Source organism: Pseudomonas sp. HN8-3 (assembly GCF_020790195.1).
GTDB lineage: Bacteria > Pseudomonadota > Gammaproteobacteria > Pseudomonadales > Pseudomonadaceae > Aquipseudomonas > Aquipseudomonas synxantha_A.
In genome coordinates this window covers 3,356,086-3,371,314 of sequence record NZ_CP086206.1, presented here as the reverse complement: position 1 = coordinate 3,371,314, position 15,229 = coordinate 3,356,086, and the positions used below count along the sequence as shown (strand labels likewise).

General features: G+C 62.0%; 14 protein-coding genes. 8 read left to right on the top strand and 6 right to left on the bottom strand.

From position 1 onward, the window contains the following. Positions 1 to 25 precede the first annotated feature (25 nt). Positions 26 to 1,156 (top strand): MFS transporter, encoded by a 1,131-nt coding sequence (locus LJX92_RS14725; protein ID WP_228308487.1) that lies wholly within the window; start codon positions 26 to 28, stop codon positions 1,154 to 1,156. Here LJX92_RS14725 and LJX92_RS14720 read toward each other — a convergent pair. Both LJX92_RS14720 and LJX92_RS14715 read right to left on the bottom strand, forming a co-directional pair. Next, entirely contained in the window at positions 1,146 to 3,308 is a 2,163-nt protein-coding gene (locus LJX92_RS14720; RefSeq protein ID WP_228308486.1) for a TonB-dependent siderophore receptor, read from the bottom strand. The two genes, LJX92_RS14725 and LJX92_RS14720, sit on opposite strands and share 11 nt — an antisense overlap. A 321-nt stretch (positions 3,309 to 3,629) precedes the next feature. Continuing rightward, positions 3,630 to 4,526, bottom strand: coding sequence for a helix-turn-helix domain-containing protein (locus LJX92_RS14715; RefSeq protein WP_078821166.1), 897 nt, complete (start codon positions 4,524 to 4,526; stop codon positions 3,630 to 3,632). 138 nt (positions 4,527 to 4,664) lie between these two features. Between LJX92_RS14715 and LJX92_RS14710 the strand changes: the two genes are divergently transcribed. The 3 genes from LJX92_RS14710 to LJX92_RS14700 are packed head-to-tail and all read left to right on the top strand — an operon-like array spanning position 4,665 to position 8,437. After that, positions 4,665 to 6,023, top strand: a complete 1,359-nt coding sequence (locus tag LJX92_RS14710) for a glutamine synthetase family protein (RefSeq protein ID WP_032880758.1) — start codon at positions 4,665 to 4,667, stop codon at positions 6,021 to 6,023. 24 nt (positions 6,024 to 6,047) lie between these two features. Continuing rightward, on the top strand, positions 6,048 to 7,148 hold the full coding sequence (locus LJX92_RS14705) for a polyamine ABC transporter substrate-binding protein (RefSeq protein ID WP_228308485.1): 1,101 nt from the start codon (positions 6,048 to 6,050) through the stop codon (positions 7,146 to 7,148). Then, complete coding sequence (locus LJX92_RS14700) at positions 7,145 to 8,437, top strand: NAD(P)/FAD-dependent oxidoreductase (RefSeq protein WP_228308484.1); 1,293 nt, start codon at positions 7,145 to 7,147, stop codon at positions 8,435 to 8,437. Before LJX92_RS14705 ends, LJX92_RS14700 begins: the two co-directional genes overlap by 4 nt. A 38-nt stretch (positions 8,438 to 8,475) precedes the next feature. On the opposite strand, the gene LJX92_RS14695 is transcribed toward LJX92_RS14700, so the two are convergent. Then, positions 8,476 to 9,375 (bottom strand): LysR substrate-binding domain-containing protein, encoded by a 900-nt coding sequence (locus tag LJX92_RS14695; protein WP_223018830.1) that lies wholly within the window; start codon positions 9,373 to 9,375, stop codon positions 8,476 to 8,478. 107 nt (positions 9,376 to 9,482) lie between these two features. On the opposite strand from LJX92_RS14695, the gene LJX92_RS14690 reads away from it, so the two are divergent. From LJX92_RS14690 to LJX92_RS14680, 3 genes are read left to right on the top strand one after another with little or no spacing between them, the layout of a single operon-like run. Continuing rightward, the gene (locus tag LJX92_RS14690; protein ID WP_228308483.1) at positions 9,483 to 10,487 is read left to right on the top strand and encodes an aldo/keto reductase; all 1,005 of its coding nucleotides are present in this window, start codon (positions 9,483 to 9,485) and stop codon (positions 10,485 to 10,487) included. Positions 10,488 to 10,504: 17 nt separating this feature from the next. Continuing rightward, positions 10,505 to 11,302, top strand: coding sequence for an SDR family NAD(P)-dependent oxidoreductase (locus LJX92_RS14685; RefSeq protein WP_032880763.1), 798 nt, complete (start codon positions 10,505 to 10,507; stop codon positions 11,300 to 11,302). A gap of 26 nt (positions 11,303 to 11,328) precedes the next feature. Next, a complete protein-coding gene (locus tag LJX92_RS14680; RefSeq protein WP_032880764.1) occupies positions 11,329 to 11,745 on the top strand; it encodes an SRPBCC family protein in 417 nt (138 codons plus the stop codon). Here LJX92_RS14680 and LJX92_RS14675 read toward each other — a convergent pair. Next, positions 11,686 to 12,261, bottom strand: coding sequence for an AAA family ATPase (locus LJX92_RS14675; RefSeq protein ID WP_050549418.1), 576 nt, complete (start codon positions 12,259 to 12,261; stop codon positions 11,686 to 11,688). The two genes, LJX92_RS14680 and LJX92_RS14675, sit on opposite strands and share 60 nt — an antisense overlap. Positions 12,262 to 12,419: 158 nt before the next feature. Between LJX92_RS14675 and dapF the strand changes: the two genes are divergently transcribed. Beyond that, positions 12,420 to 13,223, top strand: a complete 804-nt coding sequence (gene dapF / locus LJX92_RS14670) for a diaminopimelate epimerase (RefSeq protein WP_228308482.1) — start codon at positions 12,420 to 12,422, stop codon at positions 13,221 to 13,223. Here dapF and LJX92_RS14665 read toward each other — a convergent pair. Both LJX92_RS14665 and LJX92_RS14660 read right to left on the bottom strand, forming a co-directional pair. After that, positions 13,220 to 14,356 (bottom strand): PAS domain-containing sensor histidine kinase, encoded by a 1,137-nt coding sequence (locus LJX92_RS14665; RefSeq protein WP_032880766.1) that lies wholly within the window; start codon positions 14,354 to 14,356, stop codon positions 13,220 to 13,222. The two genes, dapF and LJX92_RS14665, sit on opposite strands and share 4 nt — an antisense overlap. Further along, positions 14,346 to 15,161, bottom strand: a complete 816-nt coding sequence (locus LJX92_RS14660) for an alpha/beta fold hydrolase (protein ID WP_228308481.1) — start codon at positions 15,159 to 15,161, stop codon at positions 14,346 to 14,348. The genes LJX92_RS14665 and LJX92_RS14660 overlap by 11 nt, the downstream gene beginning before the upstream one ends. Positions 15,162 to 15,229: the final 68 nt, after the last annotated feature.

Here is a 15,229-nt window from a genome sequence, read left to right as displayed (position 1 = left end):
ATTGTTTTTATGGATGGACCTGGTGATGAAGTCTGGAAATTTGCTGATGCTGACGATGGCCTTGCTGATGTTCCCGCAATTGGCCCAGACCCTGTACAGCCCGGCCCTGGGCGATATCGGCCGGGTGTTCGCGGTCGAGCCTGAGCGGGCGGGGCAGACACTGTCGGTGTACTTCCTGGCCTTCGCTTTTGGTGTAGTGGTATGGGGGCGCTTGAGCGATCGTTGGGGGCGGCGGCCCGTGATGCTGATCGGGCTTGGGGTTTATGCAGGCGCCTCGGCGCTGGCCTTGAATGTGACCACATTCAGCGGTTTGTTGCTGGCCCAGGCGTGTGCTGCTTTCGGTGCGGCGGTGGGGTCGGTGGTCACGCAGACCGTGTTGCGTGACCGGTTCCACGGCGCTGGACTGGCCCAGGTGTTTTCGCTGATGGGCATTGCGCTGGCGGCCAGCCCCGCCATCGGGTTATTCAGCGGTGCGAGCCTGGTGGAGTGCTTCGGCTATCGCGGCGTGCTTGGCACGTTGCTGCTGCTCGCACTGGGGTTGTGGGCCTGGTGCCTGTGGGCCCTGCCGGAAACACGCCCGGCATCGTTGCCCACGGCCGCCCTTGGCCAGACACTCGGATTGATGCTCAAGGATGCCGGAATCTGGCGCTCGGTCGGATTGGTGGCAGCCTTCAATATTGCGCTGTTCAGCTATTACAGCGTGGGGCCGTTTATCTTCGCGCACCTGGGGCGCTCCACTGCCGAGTTCGGCTACAGCGGCGTGCTGCTGGCGTTGGGGGCCGGCCTGGGGGCGTGGCTGAACAAAGCCTTGCTCAAGCGTGGTATGGACAGCGATCAATTGGTGTTTGTCGCTGCTGCAGTGGCGGTGGTGGGGAGCCTGCTGGTACTGGCCCTGCAACACAGCTGGTTATTGGTATGGCCGATGTTGCTGGTGGTGCTGGCATTCGGCATGGCGATACCCAACGTGCTCGGCGGCGCGTTAGTCGACTACCGCGATCGCCTCGGCACTGCCGCCGCCTTGTTTGGCTTGCTGTATTACCTGGTGATTGGTGGCGGGCTGACCCTGGTGGCATGGACCCAGGACCTTGGCTGGAGCCTGTTGGTATGCAGCTTGGCGGCGTTGTGGCTGGCAACGCCGCGGGTCTTCAGAAGTTGACCGATGCACTCAAGCGCGCCGTCAGCGGTGCACCCTGGAACAGGTAGTCATCGCCCATGTATTCGCCTGCGTCGCGCCAGTAACGCTTGTCGAACAGGTTGTCGACGCTCAGGCGAAACACCGTCTCGTACCCATCGACCTTGGTGGTGTAACGGCTGCCGACATTGACCACCGCGTAATCACCCACCTGTACATTACCGGTGCGATTGGCGTATTTCTTGGCGCTGTATTGCACGCCGCCCAGTACCGCCAGGCCATTGACCCACGGCAAGGCATAGTCGGCGTACAGGCTGGCGCGCAGCTTGGGCACGTTGATCGCCTGGTGGCCTTCATAGTCCGGCGTGCCGCTGCCGCTGACCCGCGCTCGAATCGCTGCCACGCTGGTTGCGATTTGTAGGCGGTCGGTGGCCCAGCCGTTGGCGGACAGTTCCAGGCCGGTGTTCTTCTGCTGGCCCTGCTGCAGGTAGGTGAAACCGTCACCCTCGGGCTTGGCGTATTGGTAAGCCTGGCGCGTCTGGAACACGGCAGCGGCAAAGCTGATGCGGCGCCAGTCGTATTTAACCCCGGCTTCGATTTGACGGGAGACGGTGGGGGCGAGGGTTTCATCCTGGTTTTTTGCGAACCACGGCGCCGTGCCACCCAGTGACAGGCCCTTGCTGTAGCTGGTGTACAGCGAAACGTTGTCCACTGGTTTGTAGATCAGCGAGGCCTGGGGCAGGAACACGTATTGTTGGGTGTGGCGTGTCTGGTTGCCGGTGACGCCGTCAAAGGCTTTTTCATCCAGGCGTACTTCACGACCACCGAGGATGGTTTGCCATTGCTCGTTGAAGCGGATGCGGTCAGTGACGAACAGGCCGTACTGGCGGCTGTCGAGGTTGCGGTGGCTGTCGTTCAGCGGTTTGTCGGTAGGGGGAAAGCTCGGAACTGGTTCGTCGATATTGGCGGTGCCGATAAATTCGTTGACCGACTTGCGTTTGTCGATCACCCGGCGAAAGGCGCTAGTGCCAAACGTCAGTTCGTGGCCTAGGCCGCCGGTGTCGAACAGGCCGGTCATGGCTGCCTGGATTTCGTCGTCGCGGCGAGTGTCGTCAGGGCTGCGGTAATCGTAGACGTCGTAATTGCCTTCGGGGCTGAAGTAGTTAGGTACGCTGGTTGAACTGCAACTGGCCGACCCGTAGCAGCCCCACGCAAACGAGCTGTAATCGTCAATCACCACCTTGCTGCGCGCCGCGCTGACACTGCCTTTCCATTGATCGCTGAAACGGTACTCGAACTTGCCGTTGAGGTTCAGCGAATCAATCCCCACCTGCTTGCCGCCAGTCTGATGCCCCAGCAGCTTTTTCGGCGAGGCGTCATGGGGCACTTCCGTACCCCCCAACAGTTGATACCCCGGTACCGAACGTTGTTGCTTGTTCTGGTACTCGGCATCCAGTTGCAGCACGGCGTCGGGGCTGATGTTCCAGTCAAAGGCCAGGGACAGGAAATCGCGCTGGCCATTGGCGTGTTCCACATAGGAATTGAGGTCTTCATGGGCGACGTTGGCACGCAGGCCGAACTGCTGCTCGCTGCCAAACCAGCCGCCGACATCGGTGGCGATATAACCGCTGCCGCGATCATCGGTAGACACCGTCACCGAGCGCACGTCCTCCGGCCGCTTGGTCACGTAGTTGATCACGCCACTGGGCTCGGAAATGCCGCTCTGCAAACCGGCCAGGCCCTTGAGCACTTCCACCTGCTGCTTGTTTTCCAGAGCGACGTTCTGCTCGCCTGTGATGGTGCGCCCGTTGATCTTGTAGCTGCTGGCCGCATTCAGCGAGAAGCCGCGCACCACGAAGTTTTCGTAATAGCCGATGGGCGCGTAACTGTCGCCCACCGAGGCATCGTTGCGCAGCACTTCACTGAGCAAGCGTGCCTGCTGGTCCTTGATCAAGGCTGCGTTGATCACCGTGATCGAGGCCGGAGTGTCGAGCAATGGTGCTTCGTCAAAACCGCCCACCGAAGCGGTTTCATTGCGGTAACCGGACTCATCCAGGCCCTGGACCTTCACCGCCGGCAATTGGATCTCGGCGGCCAGGCTGCTGCCGATGCCGCCACTGAGCAGCAGGCCGAGGGCAAAACGTGAAGTGACGACGGGTCGAAAACGCAGAACCATGGGCAGGGCCTTATAGCGCGGGGCGGGGGCGCATAAGCTAGGCATAACGGCCAGGTTTTACAAGCGTTCGGTACTCGCGCACACCGAGCCTGGGCGAGGTGCCGAGTGGAGGGGCAAGAACATTTGATTACTTTGCCGCTTTTGCAAGGTGACCCGCCGGTGGGCGGAACCGATAGTGGCCGTTACAGCACAATGGATATGTACTCGGTCTGGTTAAAGGTGGGAGGGGGCTTGCCCCCGATGGCGGTGGGCCAGCCCCAGATGTATTGGCTGACACTCCCTCATCGGGGGCAAGCCCCCTCCCACCTTTTTGAATGCGTTTCAACGTGAGCGCTTGAGGGTTTCGCTGGGCAGTTCCTTGAATAGTGCTCGATAGCTATTGGAAAACCGCCCCAGATGCCAGAACGACCAATTCATCGCCACCTCGGCCACGGTGGTATCCGCGCCACTCAATAGCTCCCGCCGCGCCCCATTCAACCGACGCAACCGCAACCACTGCGCCGGACTCATCCCGGTGTAGGTCTTGAACCCTTGTTGCAATTGGCGCAACGGCACACCCGCAATCTGCGCCAGTTCCAGCAGGTTGGCAGTTTCATCCGGAGCATCCGCCGCCCATTCACCGATACGCGCCATCAACCGGCGTTCTTCATTGCGTTTTTGCAAGGAACTGCCGTCCAGGCACACGCAGGCGTTGTCGAGGATAAACAGGCAATCGTCGAGCAACTGCTGGGTCAGGGCATCACGGCTGATGGGGTCGGTCAGTGCCGACAGGCGCGTAAGGGTACCGCTGAGCCAGCGAGTGAACAGCGCGTTTTGCTGACAGGCCAGTGGCGCCATGAACAACCCTTCCAGTCTGGCCATGTCCAGCCCATGGCGCTGCACGAACTGCGGGCCGAACACCACCGCCACTTCGCGGTAGTTCTGCGGGGTGATCCAGGTATTGCGGCTTTCGCCGTTAAGCAGGTACAGCGCGTTGTCGCTGCCATCGAAGCAGAACGACAGCGAGCCTGGCGGCGCGTTGAAGTGCTGTTCCACGCGGGTGTTCATACATTCTTCGTACACCTGCACGCCTTGCAGGTCGAGGTAGCGCACGCGCCCGGCGAAATGCCCGGGGGACATTTGCTGGTAGTGCTGCACCCAACCGGGTGTCGCACTGCATTGGGCGGTCACATCGCCGGTAGCGAAGGCCTGTACGCGCAAAGCGGTTGCCTGTGTCATGGGGGATCCGTGCGCACTCTATTGGTGCGTTGTACTGCGTGCAAAGTGGATAGATGCCGTTTCAAGGCCGGCCCAAGATAGACCTCAATGTGTCGACTGTACAAGCCGGCGCCGCATCCCACCCAAGACGAGGTCCTTATGAATGCCCCCTTCGATCAGCTCTCCACCTGGCTGAAAGAACACAAGATTACCGAAGTCGAATGCGTGATCAGTGACTTGACTGGCATTGCGCGCGGCAAAATTGCACCCACCAACAAGTTCCTGCATGAGCGAGGCATGCGCCTGCCGGAAAGTGTGCTGCTGCAAACGGTAACCGGGGACTTTGTCGACGACGACATCTACTACGACCTGCTGGACCCGGCTGATATCGACATGATCTGCCGTCCGGTGGCCAACGCCACCTACGTGGTGCCCTGGGCCATCGAGCCCACCGCCATCGTGATCCACGACACCTTCGACAAACAGGGCAACCCGATTGAACTGTCGCCGCGCAATGTGCTGAAAAAAGTCCTGCAACTGTACACCGACCAGGGCTGGCAGCCGATTGTCGCGCCGGAAATGGAGTTCTACCTGACCCAGCGCTGCGAAGACCCGGACCTGCCGTTGAAAACCCCCATCGGTCGTTCGGGGCGTGCCGAAACCGGGCGCCAGTCATTTTCCATCGATGCCGCCAACGAATTCGACCCGTTGTTCGAAGACGTCTACGACTGGTGCGAAGCCCAGGGCCTGGACCTCGACACGCTGATCCACGAAGACGGCCCGGCGCAGATGGAGATCAACTTCCGTCACGGCGATGCCCTGAACCTGGCCGATCAGATCACTGTGTTCAAGCGCACCCTGCGCGAGGCCGCGCTCAAGCACAATGTCGCCGCGACCTTTATGGCCAAACCGGTGGCCGACGAACCCGGCAGCGCCATGCACCTGCACCAGAGCGTGGTGGAAATTGCCACCGGAAAACCGGTGTTCGTCGATGCCGACGGCAACATGAGCCCGTTATTCCTGCATCACATCGGCGGCCTGCAGAAGTACATCCCCAAGCTGCTGCCGATGTTTGCACCCAACGTGAACTCGTTCAGGCGCTTTTTGCCGGACACCTCGGCGCCGGTCAACGTCGAATGGGGTGAAGAAAACCGCACCGTCGGCCTGCGCGTGCCGACTTCCAGCCCCGAGGCGATGCGCGTGGAAAACCGCTTGCCGGGTGCCGATGCCAATCCCTACCTGGCGATCGCCGCCAGCTTGTTGTGTGGCTACCTGGGCATGATCGAGCAGATCGAGCCCAGTGCGCCGGTGGAAGGCCGTGCCTATGAGCGCCGCAACCTGCGCCTGCCGTTCACCCTCGAGGATGCCCTGGCACGCATGGAAGACTGCGACACAGTCAAGCAATACCTGGGCGAAAAATTCGTGCGCGGCTACGTCGCGGTCAAGCGCGCCGAGCATGAGAATTTCAAGCGGGTGATCAGTTCCTGGGAACGTGAATTCCTGCTGTTGAGCGTCTAAAACAACGATAAAAGGGGTGACGATATGCGTCTTGTGAACAAGTTTCTGCCGTTGGCACTTGCACTTGTACTGCCGGCGGCATTCAGCGCCAGCGCCCAGGCAGCGTCGACGGTGAGCGTCTACAACTGGACCGACTACATTGGTGAAACCACCTTGGCGGATTTCCAGGCCAACACCGGGATCAAGGTGGTCTACGACGTGTTCGACTCCAACGAAACCCTGGAAGGCAAGTTGCTCGCCGGGCGCACCGGCTATGACGTGGTGGTGCCCTCCAACCACTTCCTGGCGCGGCAAGTGAAGGCTGGCGCGTTCCTCACGCTGGACCGTGCGCAACTGCCAAACTTCAAGAACCTCGATCCCCGGTTGCTCAAGCTGCTGGAGCAGAACGACCCGGATAACGCGCACTCGGTGCCGTACCTGTGGGGCACCAATGGCATCGGTTACAACGTCGACAAGGTCAAGCAGGTGCTGGGTATCGAGCGCATTGATTCATGGGCGGTGCTGTTCGAGCCGGACAATCTCAAGAAGCTCCATGAATGCGGTGTGGCCTTCCTTGATTCGCCGGATGAGCTGTTTCCGGCGATCCTCAACTACATGGGCAAGGACCCACGCAGCGAGAACGCCGAGGACTACAAGCAGGCCGAAGCCAAGCTGCTGACGCTGCGGCCGTACATCACTTATTTCCATTCCTCCAAGTACATCTCGGACCTGGCCAACGGCAATATCTGCGTGGCCTTCGGTTATTCCGGCGATGTGTTCCAGGCCGCCAACCGCGCCAAGGAAGCCAAAAACGGGGTGAACATTGCGTACTCGATTCCCAAGGAAGGCTCCAACCTGTGGTTCGACCTGCTGGCAATTCCTGCCGACGCCACCAACCCCAAAGAGGCCCACGCGTTCATCAACTACCTGCTCGAACCCGAAGTGATCGCCAAGGTCAGCGCCTCGGTGGGCTACGCCAACGCCAACCCGGCGGCCAAGCCGTTCATGGCCCCGGAACTGGTCAACAATCCTGAGGTTTACCCGCCCCAGGAAGTCCTCGACAAACTCTACATTTCCACCACGCCCACGCCGGCGACCATGCGCGTGATGACCCGCGCCTGGAGCAAAGTGAAGTCCAACCGATGATTCAGTCCAACGAACATGCGCAGTCCTATTACCGCGCGACAGCCAACACCATGCCGCAGCGGCCTGCACTCGACGCTGATCTGAGCGTCGATGTGTGTGTGATCGGCGGCGGGTTCACCGGGGTCAACACGGCCATCGAACTGGCCCAGCGCGGGCTCTCGGTGATTGTGCTGGAGGCCCGACGCATTGGCTGGGGGGCCAGCGGGCGCAACGGTGGGCAGTTGATTCGGGGTATCGGTCATGATGTCTCGGGGTTTGCCAAATACGTGGGCGAGGAGGGCGTGCGCTATCTGGCGCGAGCGGGTATCGACTCGGTGGCGTTGGTGGGCGAGCGCATCGGCGAGCATGGTATCGATTGCGACTTGCGCTGGGGTTTTTGTGAACTGGCCAACACCCCGGCGCAATTCGCCGCGTTCAAGAATGAACAGACGCAGTTGGCGGCCATGGGCTATGCCCCTGAAACCCGGTTGGTGGGCGCGCAGGACATGGCCCAGGTGGTGGGCTCGACAGTGTACGCCGGAGGCCTGGTCGACATGGGCTCCGGGCATCTGCACCCGCTCAACCTGGTGCTTGGCGAGGCGCAGGTGGCCGAGGCCCTCGGGGTGCGGATCTTTGAACAGACCGAGGTGCTGGAACTGATCCATGGCAACACTGTGCAGGTGCGTTGCGCCGGTGGCAGCGTGCGCGCCGCCCATCTGGTGCTGGCGTGCAATGCGCACCTGGAGAACCTGGAGCCGCGCTTGGGCGGCAAGGTGCTGCCGGCGGGCAGCTACATCATCGCCACCGAGCCGTTGCCGGAAACGATGGCCGAGCAATTGATTCCGCAGAATCTGGCGCTGTGCGACCAGAAAGTCGGGCTGGATTACTACCGGCTGTCCGCCGACCGGCGCCTGCTGTTTGGCGGTGCCTGCCATTACTCGGGGCGCGACCCCCAGGACATCGCCGCTTACATGCGCCCGAAAATGCTCAAGGTGTTCCCGCAACTGGCCGACACCGCCATCGAGTTCCAGTGGGGCGGCAAGATCGGCATCACCGCCAACCGCTTTCCCCAGGTCGGGCGGCTCAAGCAGTACCCCAATGTGTTCTATGCCCAGGGCTATTCCGGCCATGGCCTCAACGTGACCCACTGGTGCGCACGGCTGTTGGCCGAAGCGATTCACGCGGGTGCAAGTCGCGGGCTGGATATTTTCAGCCAGGTGCCGCACATGACCTTCCCGGGCGGCAAGGCGCTGCGCTCGCCGCTGTTGGCGTTGGGAATGTTGTGGTATCGGTTGCGGGAGGTGCTTTGATCACACAAAGGGCGCAGGCAATTGCTGTACTGGGCGCCTTATTCACTAGCCTCAGGTTCAGTCAGCACCTTGCGAAACGTCTCCACCAGCGGTCGCAAATTAACGCGGTGCCAGGCCGCCCACAGCGGTGTGGTGTAGGTCAGCCACGGCAACTCTCGCAACACCACGCCGGGCGGGGCATTGCGGCTCAGGCCCTTCTGCACCATCGCTACCCCAAGCCCTGACGCCACCAGGCCCAGTGCGGTAAAGGGTTCGCTGGCTTCCATGGGAATCTGTGGGGTGAAACCGGCACGAATGCAGGCAGCGATGAAGTCATCGGCCGGGTGGGCGCCGGGTTTGCGCTGCACGCCGATCCATTGTTGATCGGCCAGGTGTTCGGGCAGCAGTTCGCGTTGCCGGGCCAGCGGATGCTGTTCGGGCAGGGCCAGCAGCATCGGGTCGTCGAGCACCTGCAAGGCGCTCAGGTCTGGATCGTCGTCGGCGGGGGGCTCGCTTACCAGGGCGATGTCCAGACTGCGTTGGCGCAGGCCCTCCAACTGTTCGAGGGAGGGCAGGTTATACAGCTTGATATGCACGGTGGGGCGATCGTCGCGCAGTATGCGCAAGGCATTGGGCAGAACACCGGCGTGCATGGCATTTTCGATATAGCCGATGCACAGGCCGCCTTCTTCCCCACGGCCCAGGCGCTTGCCCAGCGATTCCAGACGGTTGGCATGGGTCAGCAGCGCCTTGGTTTCAGCCAGGAAGGTCTGGCCGTCGCGGGTCAGGCGGATGCGCTGCTGGCTGCGTTCGAACAGCGTCAGGCCCAGGCGTTCCTCCAGCTGGGCGATCTGCCGGCTCAGGGGCGATTGGGAGATGTGCAAGCGCTCGGCGGCGCGGCCGACGTGTTCTTCTTCGGCGACCACTTCGAAGTAGCGCAGTTGGCGTAGATCGATCATGTAAGACCTGTAAGGACTCAAGTTGGTCGCAGTATGTCTTGGACGGTCTGATTAACGCAATCTAGCATCTGCTCAACGGTCACAACCAACCGATTGAGGATCTCACCATGAGCTTGACAGACAAACTCCCCGGCGTACTGGGCTTTGGCACCGCACCCTTGGGGAATATGTTCCGCGCCATCCCTGAAGACGAAGCCCAGGCCACCGTCGAATCCGCCTGGAAGCACGGCGTGCGTTACTTCGATACCGCGCCGTTCTACGGCTCGGGCCTGTCGGAAATCCGCTTGGGCCAGGCCCTGTCCCACTACAACCGTGATGACTACGTGCTCAGCACCAAGGTCGGCCGGGTGATTCTGGATGAAGTCGAAACCGGCGCCCGTGACCTTGGCGAAAAAAGCGGCGTGTTCGAACACGGCCGCCCGAATAAAATCCTCAATGACTACAGCGCCGATGCCACCCTGCGCTCCATTGACGATAGCCTCAAGCGCCTGCAAACCGATCGCCTCGACATCGTGTGGATTCACGATATCGCCCAGGATTTTTACGGCGACCAGTGGCTGGACTACTTCAACCAGGCCCGTACCGGCGCCTTCAAAGTGCTGACCCGCTTGCGCGAGGAGGGTGTGATCAAGGCCTGGGGTCTGGGCGTCAATCGCGTCGAGCCGTGTGAACTGACCCTGGACCTGACTGAGGCGCAGCCCGACGGGTTCCTCCTCGCCGGCCGCTATACGCTGCTGGACCACGAGCGCGCACTGCAACGCCTGATGGACGCCGCCTTGGCCCAGCAGGTTGAAATTGTGGTCGGCGGCCCGTACAGCTCTGGCATCCTCGCCGGCGGCGCACACTTTGAATACCAGCCCGCTAAGCCTGCGATCATCAGCAAGGTCGAGCAGATCAAGGCGATTGCCCAGGCATTTGGCGTGAGTGTGAAAGCCGCGGCGCTGCAGTTTTCCCTGGCACACCCGGCCGTGGCGGCGGTGATTCCCGGTGCCAGTCGTCCGGGGCGCATTGCCGAAGACGTTGCGGCGTTGTCAGAACAGATTCCAGCAGCCTTCTGGCAAGCGCTACGCGAGGCCCGACTGATTTCGGATCGTGTGCCTTTGCCTCTCTAATCTTAAGGAAGCTAACCATGAAAATTGATGTGAGCGGCAAAGTAGCCATCGTCAGCGGCAGCACTGCCGGTATCGGCTTGGGCATCAGCCAGGCCCTGGCGCAATCCGGCGCAACGGTGGTAGTGATCGGGCGGGACGCGGGCAAGGTCGACGACGCTTTGGCCAGCATTCGCCAAGGGGTGCCCGGCGCTGACCTGCGTGGGCTGGTGGCCGACCTTGGCACCCTGGAGGGCGCCGAGAAACTGTTCGCCGCCGAACCTCGCGCCGATATCCTGGTCAACAACCTCGGCATCTTCAACGATGTGGATTTCTTCGAGGCGCCAGACAGTGAGTGGACGCGCTTCTATGAGGTCAATGTGATTTCCGGCGTGCGCCTGTCGCGCCATTATGCGCCGGGCATGGTCGAGCAGGGCTGGGGGCGGGTGATCTTTGTGTCGTCGGAATCCGGGGTGGCGACGCCGGCCGACATGATCAACTACGGCGTGACCAAAAGCGCCAACCTGGCGGTCTCCCACGGCCTGGCCAAGCGCCTGGCAGGCACCGGGGTGACGGTGAATGCGATTTTGCCGGGGCCGACCTTTACCGACGGCCTGGAACAGATGCTCAAGGACGCCACGGCCCAGTCCGGGCGCAGTGCGCGGGAAGAAGCCGATGTGTTCGTGCGTAATGCGCGGCCCACCTCGATCATCCAGCGTGCAGCCAATGTGGATGAAGTGGCGAACCTGGTGGCGTACATTGCTTCACCGCTGTCGTCTGCCACTACCGGTGCCGCTTTGCGCGTAGACGGTGGCGTTGTCGACAGCATGGCGATCTGATTTTTCCCCTGATTGGAGTATTTATCGTGGCAACAGCGTCTTCAGTAATTGAAATCCCGGCATCAGCCGACCAGGTCTGGCAACTGATTGGCGGCTTCAACAGCCTGCCCGACTGGCTGCCCTTTATCGCCAAGAGCGAGCCGAGCGAAGGTGGCCGTGTGCGTCACCTGACCACCGCTGACGGCGGCCAGATCGTCGAGCGTTTGCAGACCTTTGACAACGTGGCGCGCATTTACAGCTACACGATTGAAGAATCGCCGTTTCCGGTGAGCGCGTATCTGGCGACCGTGCAGGTTGAAGCGCTGACCGAGTCGTCGGCGAAAGTCACCTGGTCCGGCGTGTTCACTCCGGCAGCGGGCACCACGGATGCGGCGGTGGAGGAGTTATTTGCCGGCGTCTACAGCGGTGGCTTGGAGGCGTTGCGCGGCAACTTCCCCAACTGAACCGGTGTTATCGGGAAAAAACTGGTGATGGGCGAGGATCGCTGCAACTGACTCAGCGGGCGTCCTCTGCGCCGTATCGAGCCTGAACGGCGGCTCATCCCAGCATTCATATTCATGCACCAGCACCGACTGCCAGGTCGGCGGCGCCAGACCGGGAACATCGCCCACGCGGCTTTCCACACGGCGCCGATGCTCGTGCTGATCAGCACACACCACCTGGATATTGATCAGTTCAACCTGCGCTGCCGTCGCCACGGCTTGCCAGGCTTGGCGGCTCTCCCTGACCGGGTTCACGCAATCGGCGATGACCCGATGCCCCAGGCGCAAATTGCTCAGCGCCAATGCATTGGCCACGCTGTAGCCGCTGGCGCCCACATCCCCCGCCAATACGGCGGCATCGCGCAGCGCCTGTTCGATCACATCAATACGCAGGTAAACCGCGCCGGTCTGTCGCGCCAGTTCCCTGGCAACGGTGGTCTTGCCGCTGCCGGGCAGACCGCTGAATACGATAAGCATGGTCATCAACTCTTTGCAGGAGCGAGCTTGCTCGCGAAAAACGTCAACGATAACGCGTACTTCCAGGTAAAACGTGTGGTCTTCACTATTTTCGCGAGCAAGCTCGCTCCTACAGTGTTATTAGAACTGCTTCACTTCGACAACAGGACCTGCGCCCCATGACCCTGCCATTTGTGAAGATGCACGCCCATGGCGACGACTTCATCATCATCGACCGCCGTGGCCAGGACAACCCCATCACTGCACAGGTCGCCGCCCGCCTGGGCAACCGCCGCTCGGGTATCGGTTTCAATCAGTTGGCGGTGATACTCGACTGTGGAGACGCCGCCGCACATGTCCAGTTCTGGAACCCCGACGGCACGCGGCTGCCAACCTGCGGCAGCGCGACTCGCGGGGTGGCCGACCGCCTGATGCACGAGACCGGCATCGACACCGTCGTATTACGCACCGACCGCGGTTTGCTGACGTGCACACGCGTCGACGGGCAGCGCGTGTCGGTGGACATGGGCGCGCCGTCGCTGGACTGGGCGGCGGTGCCGCTGGCCGAGGCGATGGACACCCGCGTGCTGCCCATGGACGGTAACCCGGCGGCCTGCAGCATGGGCAACCCGCATTGCACATTTTTTGTGCAAGACATCGCTGCCATCGATGTCGCGGCGGTGGGCCCGGCGCTTGAAGCTCACCCGCTGTTCCCGGCCAAGACCAATGTGCATTTTGTGCAGGTGTTGAGCCGTGGCCGTATCCGCCTGCGCATCTGGGAGCGTGGCGGCGCGGTGCCGTTGGGCTCCGGTTCGTGCTGCTGCGGTGCGGTGGTCAATGGGATTCGGCGCGGGTTGCTCGATGACAGCGTGGAGGTCGAATGCGACGGCGGTACGGTCACGGTGCAGTGGGACGGGCAGGGCGGGGTGATCTTGACCGGCCGTGTCGAGCCGATCATGCAGGGCGCCGCATACCTGGGCTAGAACGTCACGGTAAACGTAGTACCGGCCGTGGCGCAGGACGTCACCGCCACATCGCCACCATGCACCTTGGCCAGTTCGCGCACGATATACAGGCCGAGGCCGACGCTGCGCACATCGCTGCCCTGGTCGGTGCCACGGGTCATGGGCTCGAACAACCCGGCCAGCAGTGTTTCGGGAATCGCCAGGCCATGGTTGTGCACCGCGACCGCGCAGGCGTTGTCGCCCAGGCGCGAGGTGATGGTGATCGGTTGCAGCAGGTCGCCATAGGCCACGCTGTTGGCAACCAGGTTGCCGATCATCTGCTGCACTCGGTCGGCATCCAGGCACGCCTGGCCGTTGCCTTCGGCCTGATGCACCAGCGTGGCCCTGGGAAAGGCCACCCGCAATTCATCCACCGCATGTTGAATAACGCCGTGCAAATCCAGCGGCACCGCCTTGATGGTGATGCCCTGGCCGACCCGTGCCTGGGTGAAGTCCAGCAGGTCGGCGATCATGCGATGGGCGCGTTCGGCTGACTGGCCGATATGCCCCAGCAGTTGGCGCTCCTTGGCCGTGCGCTCGCCGCGCTGCAGAAAGTCCGAAGCCATGCGGATGGCGGTAAGGGGGTTTTTCAAGTCATGACTGACAATCGCCACCATCTGTTCGGCAAACAACGCCCGGCGCTGGGCAACCGCATAGGCCGCGCTGAGTTCGGCCTGGGCCTGTTGCAGGGCGACCTCGGTGGCGGTTTTTTCCTGGAGCAGCGCTTCGGCCAACTTGCGTGCATTGAGCAGCTCGCGCTCGTATTTGTCGCGGTCGGTGGTGCCGAACAGTGCCAGGTCATGCACCACGCCGTCGGCCTGCCGGCGCTGGTTGGCATTGAGTAATACGGTCACTTTGTGCCCGGCGCAATGGCGGATGTCGAGCTTCACTTCGGTGACGCTGCCGTGCATGCGTAGCATCGGTGCCAGGTGGGTCTGGTAGAAAATCCGCCCGCCCATGGTCAGCAGGTCCTGGAAGCGCCGCCCTTGCAGCGCAGCGGCGCTGAACCCGAGCCAGTCGCTCAAGCGCGGGTTGACGTGCAGGATCGTGCCGTCTTCGTGGGTTACGGCCAGGGCGCAGGCGGCGCTGTCGAACAACGCGTCAGCGGGCATCGGCAGGCGCCCAAGGGGTCAGGAACCGGTCCATTGCCGCTGCGCACGCCTGGGGTGCACTCATATGCGGGCAATGGCCGACATTCTCCACCAGGCAATAAGTGCTGTTGGGCAGCACGCGGTGCAGGTATTCACCCACGGCTACGGGGGCGATCAGGTCGTCAGTCGATTGCAGGATCAACACCGCAGTGGTCAGGCCCACTACATCCTGGCGGTTATCCGAAAGGAAGGTCACCCGGGCAAATTGCTTGGCGATGTCCGGCTCGGTGCGGCAAAAGCTCTCGGTCAACGCCTCACCCAGTGCCGGTTGGTCCGGCGCGCCCATGATCACCGGGGCCATCGCGCTCGACCAGCCCAAGTAGTTGCTGTCGAGGGTGTCGAGCAGGTCGTCGATATCCTCGCGCTTGAAGCCGCCAACATAATCGTCAGTGTCGATATAGCGCGGCGATGGGCCGATCATCACGTGCGCAGCAATACGCCCGGGGACAAAACGGTCGGCGAGGGTGCCAATCATCGCGCTGACGGAGTGGCCCACCAGGATCACCGGGCCTTGGGCGTAGGCGTCGATAATCTCGTTGAGGTCGTGGGCGTAGCCGTCCAGGGCCAGGTATTTGGCTTTGTCGAAGGCGCTGAGGTCCGACCGGCCCGCACCGACCAGGTCGTAGAGAACCACGCGAAAGCGCTGGCTAAAGTGCGGCGTCAACTGGTTCCACATCGCTTGATTGCAGCCAAAGCCGTGGGAAAACACCAGCGTCGAAGGACCGTCGCCCATCACATTCACATTGTTGCGGTAGCGCAGGTCCATGGCGTTCTCGTAGCTGGCAATTTGCTATGCGGGGTAAGGCCGCAGTTTAGATAGTCGCGCACCTGGGG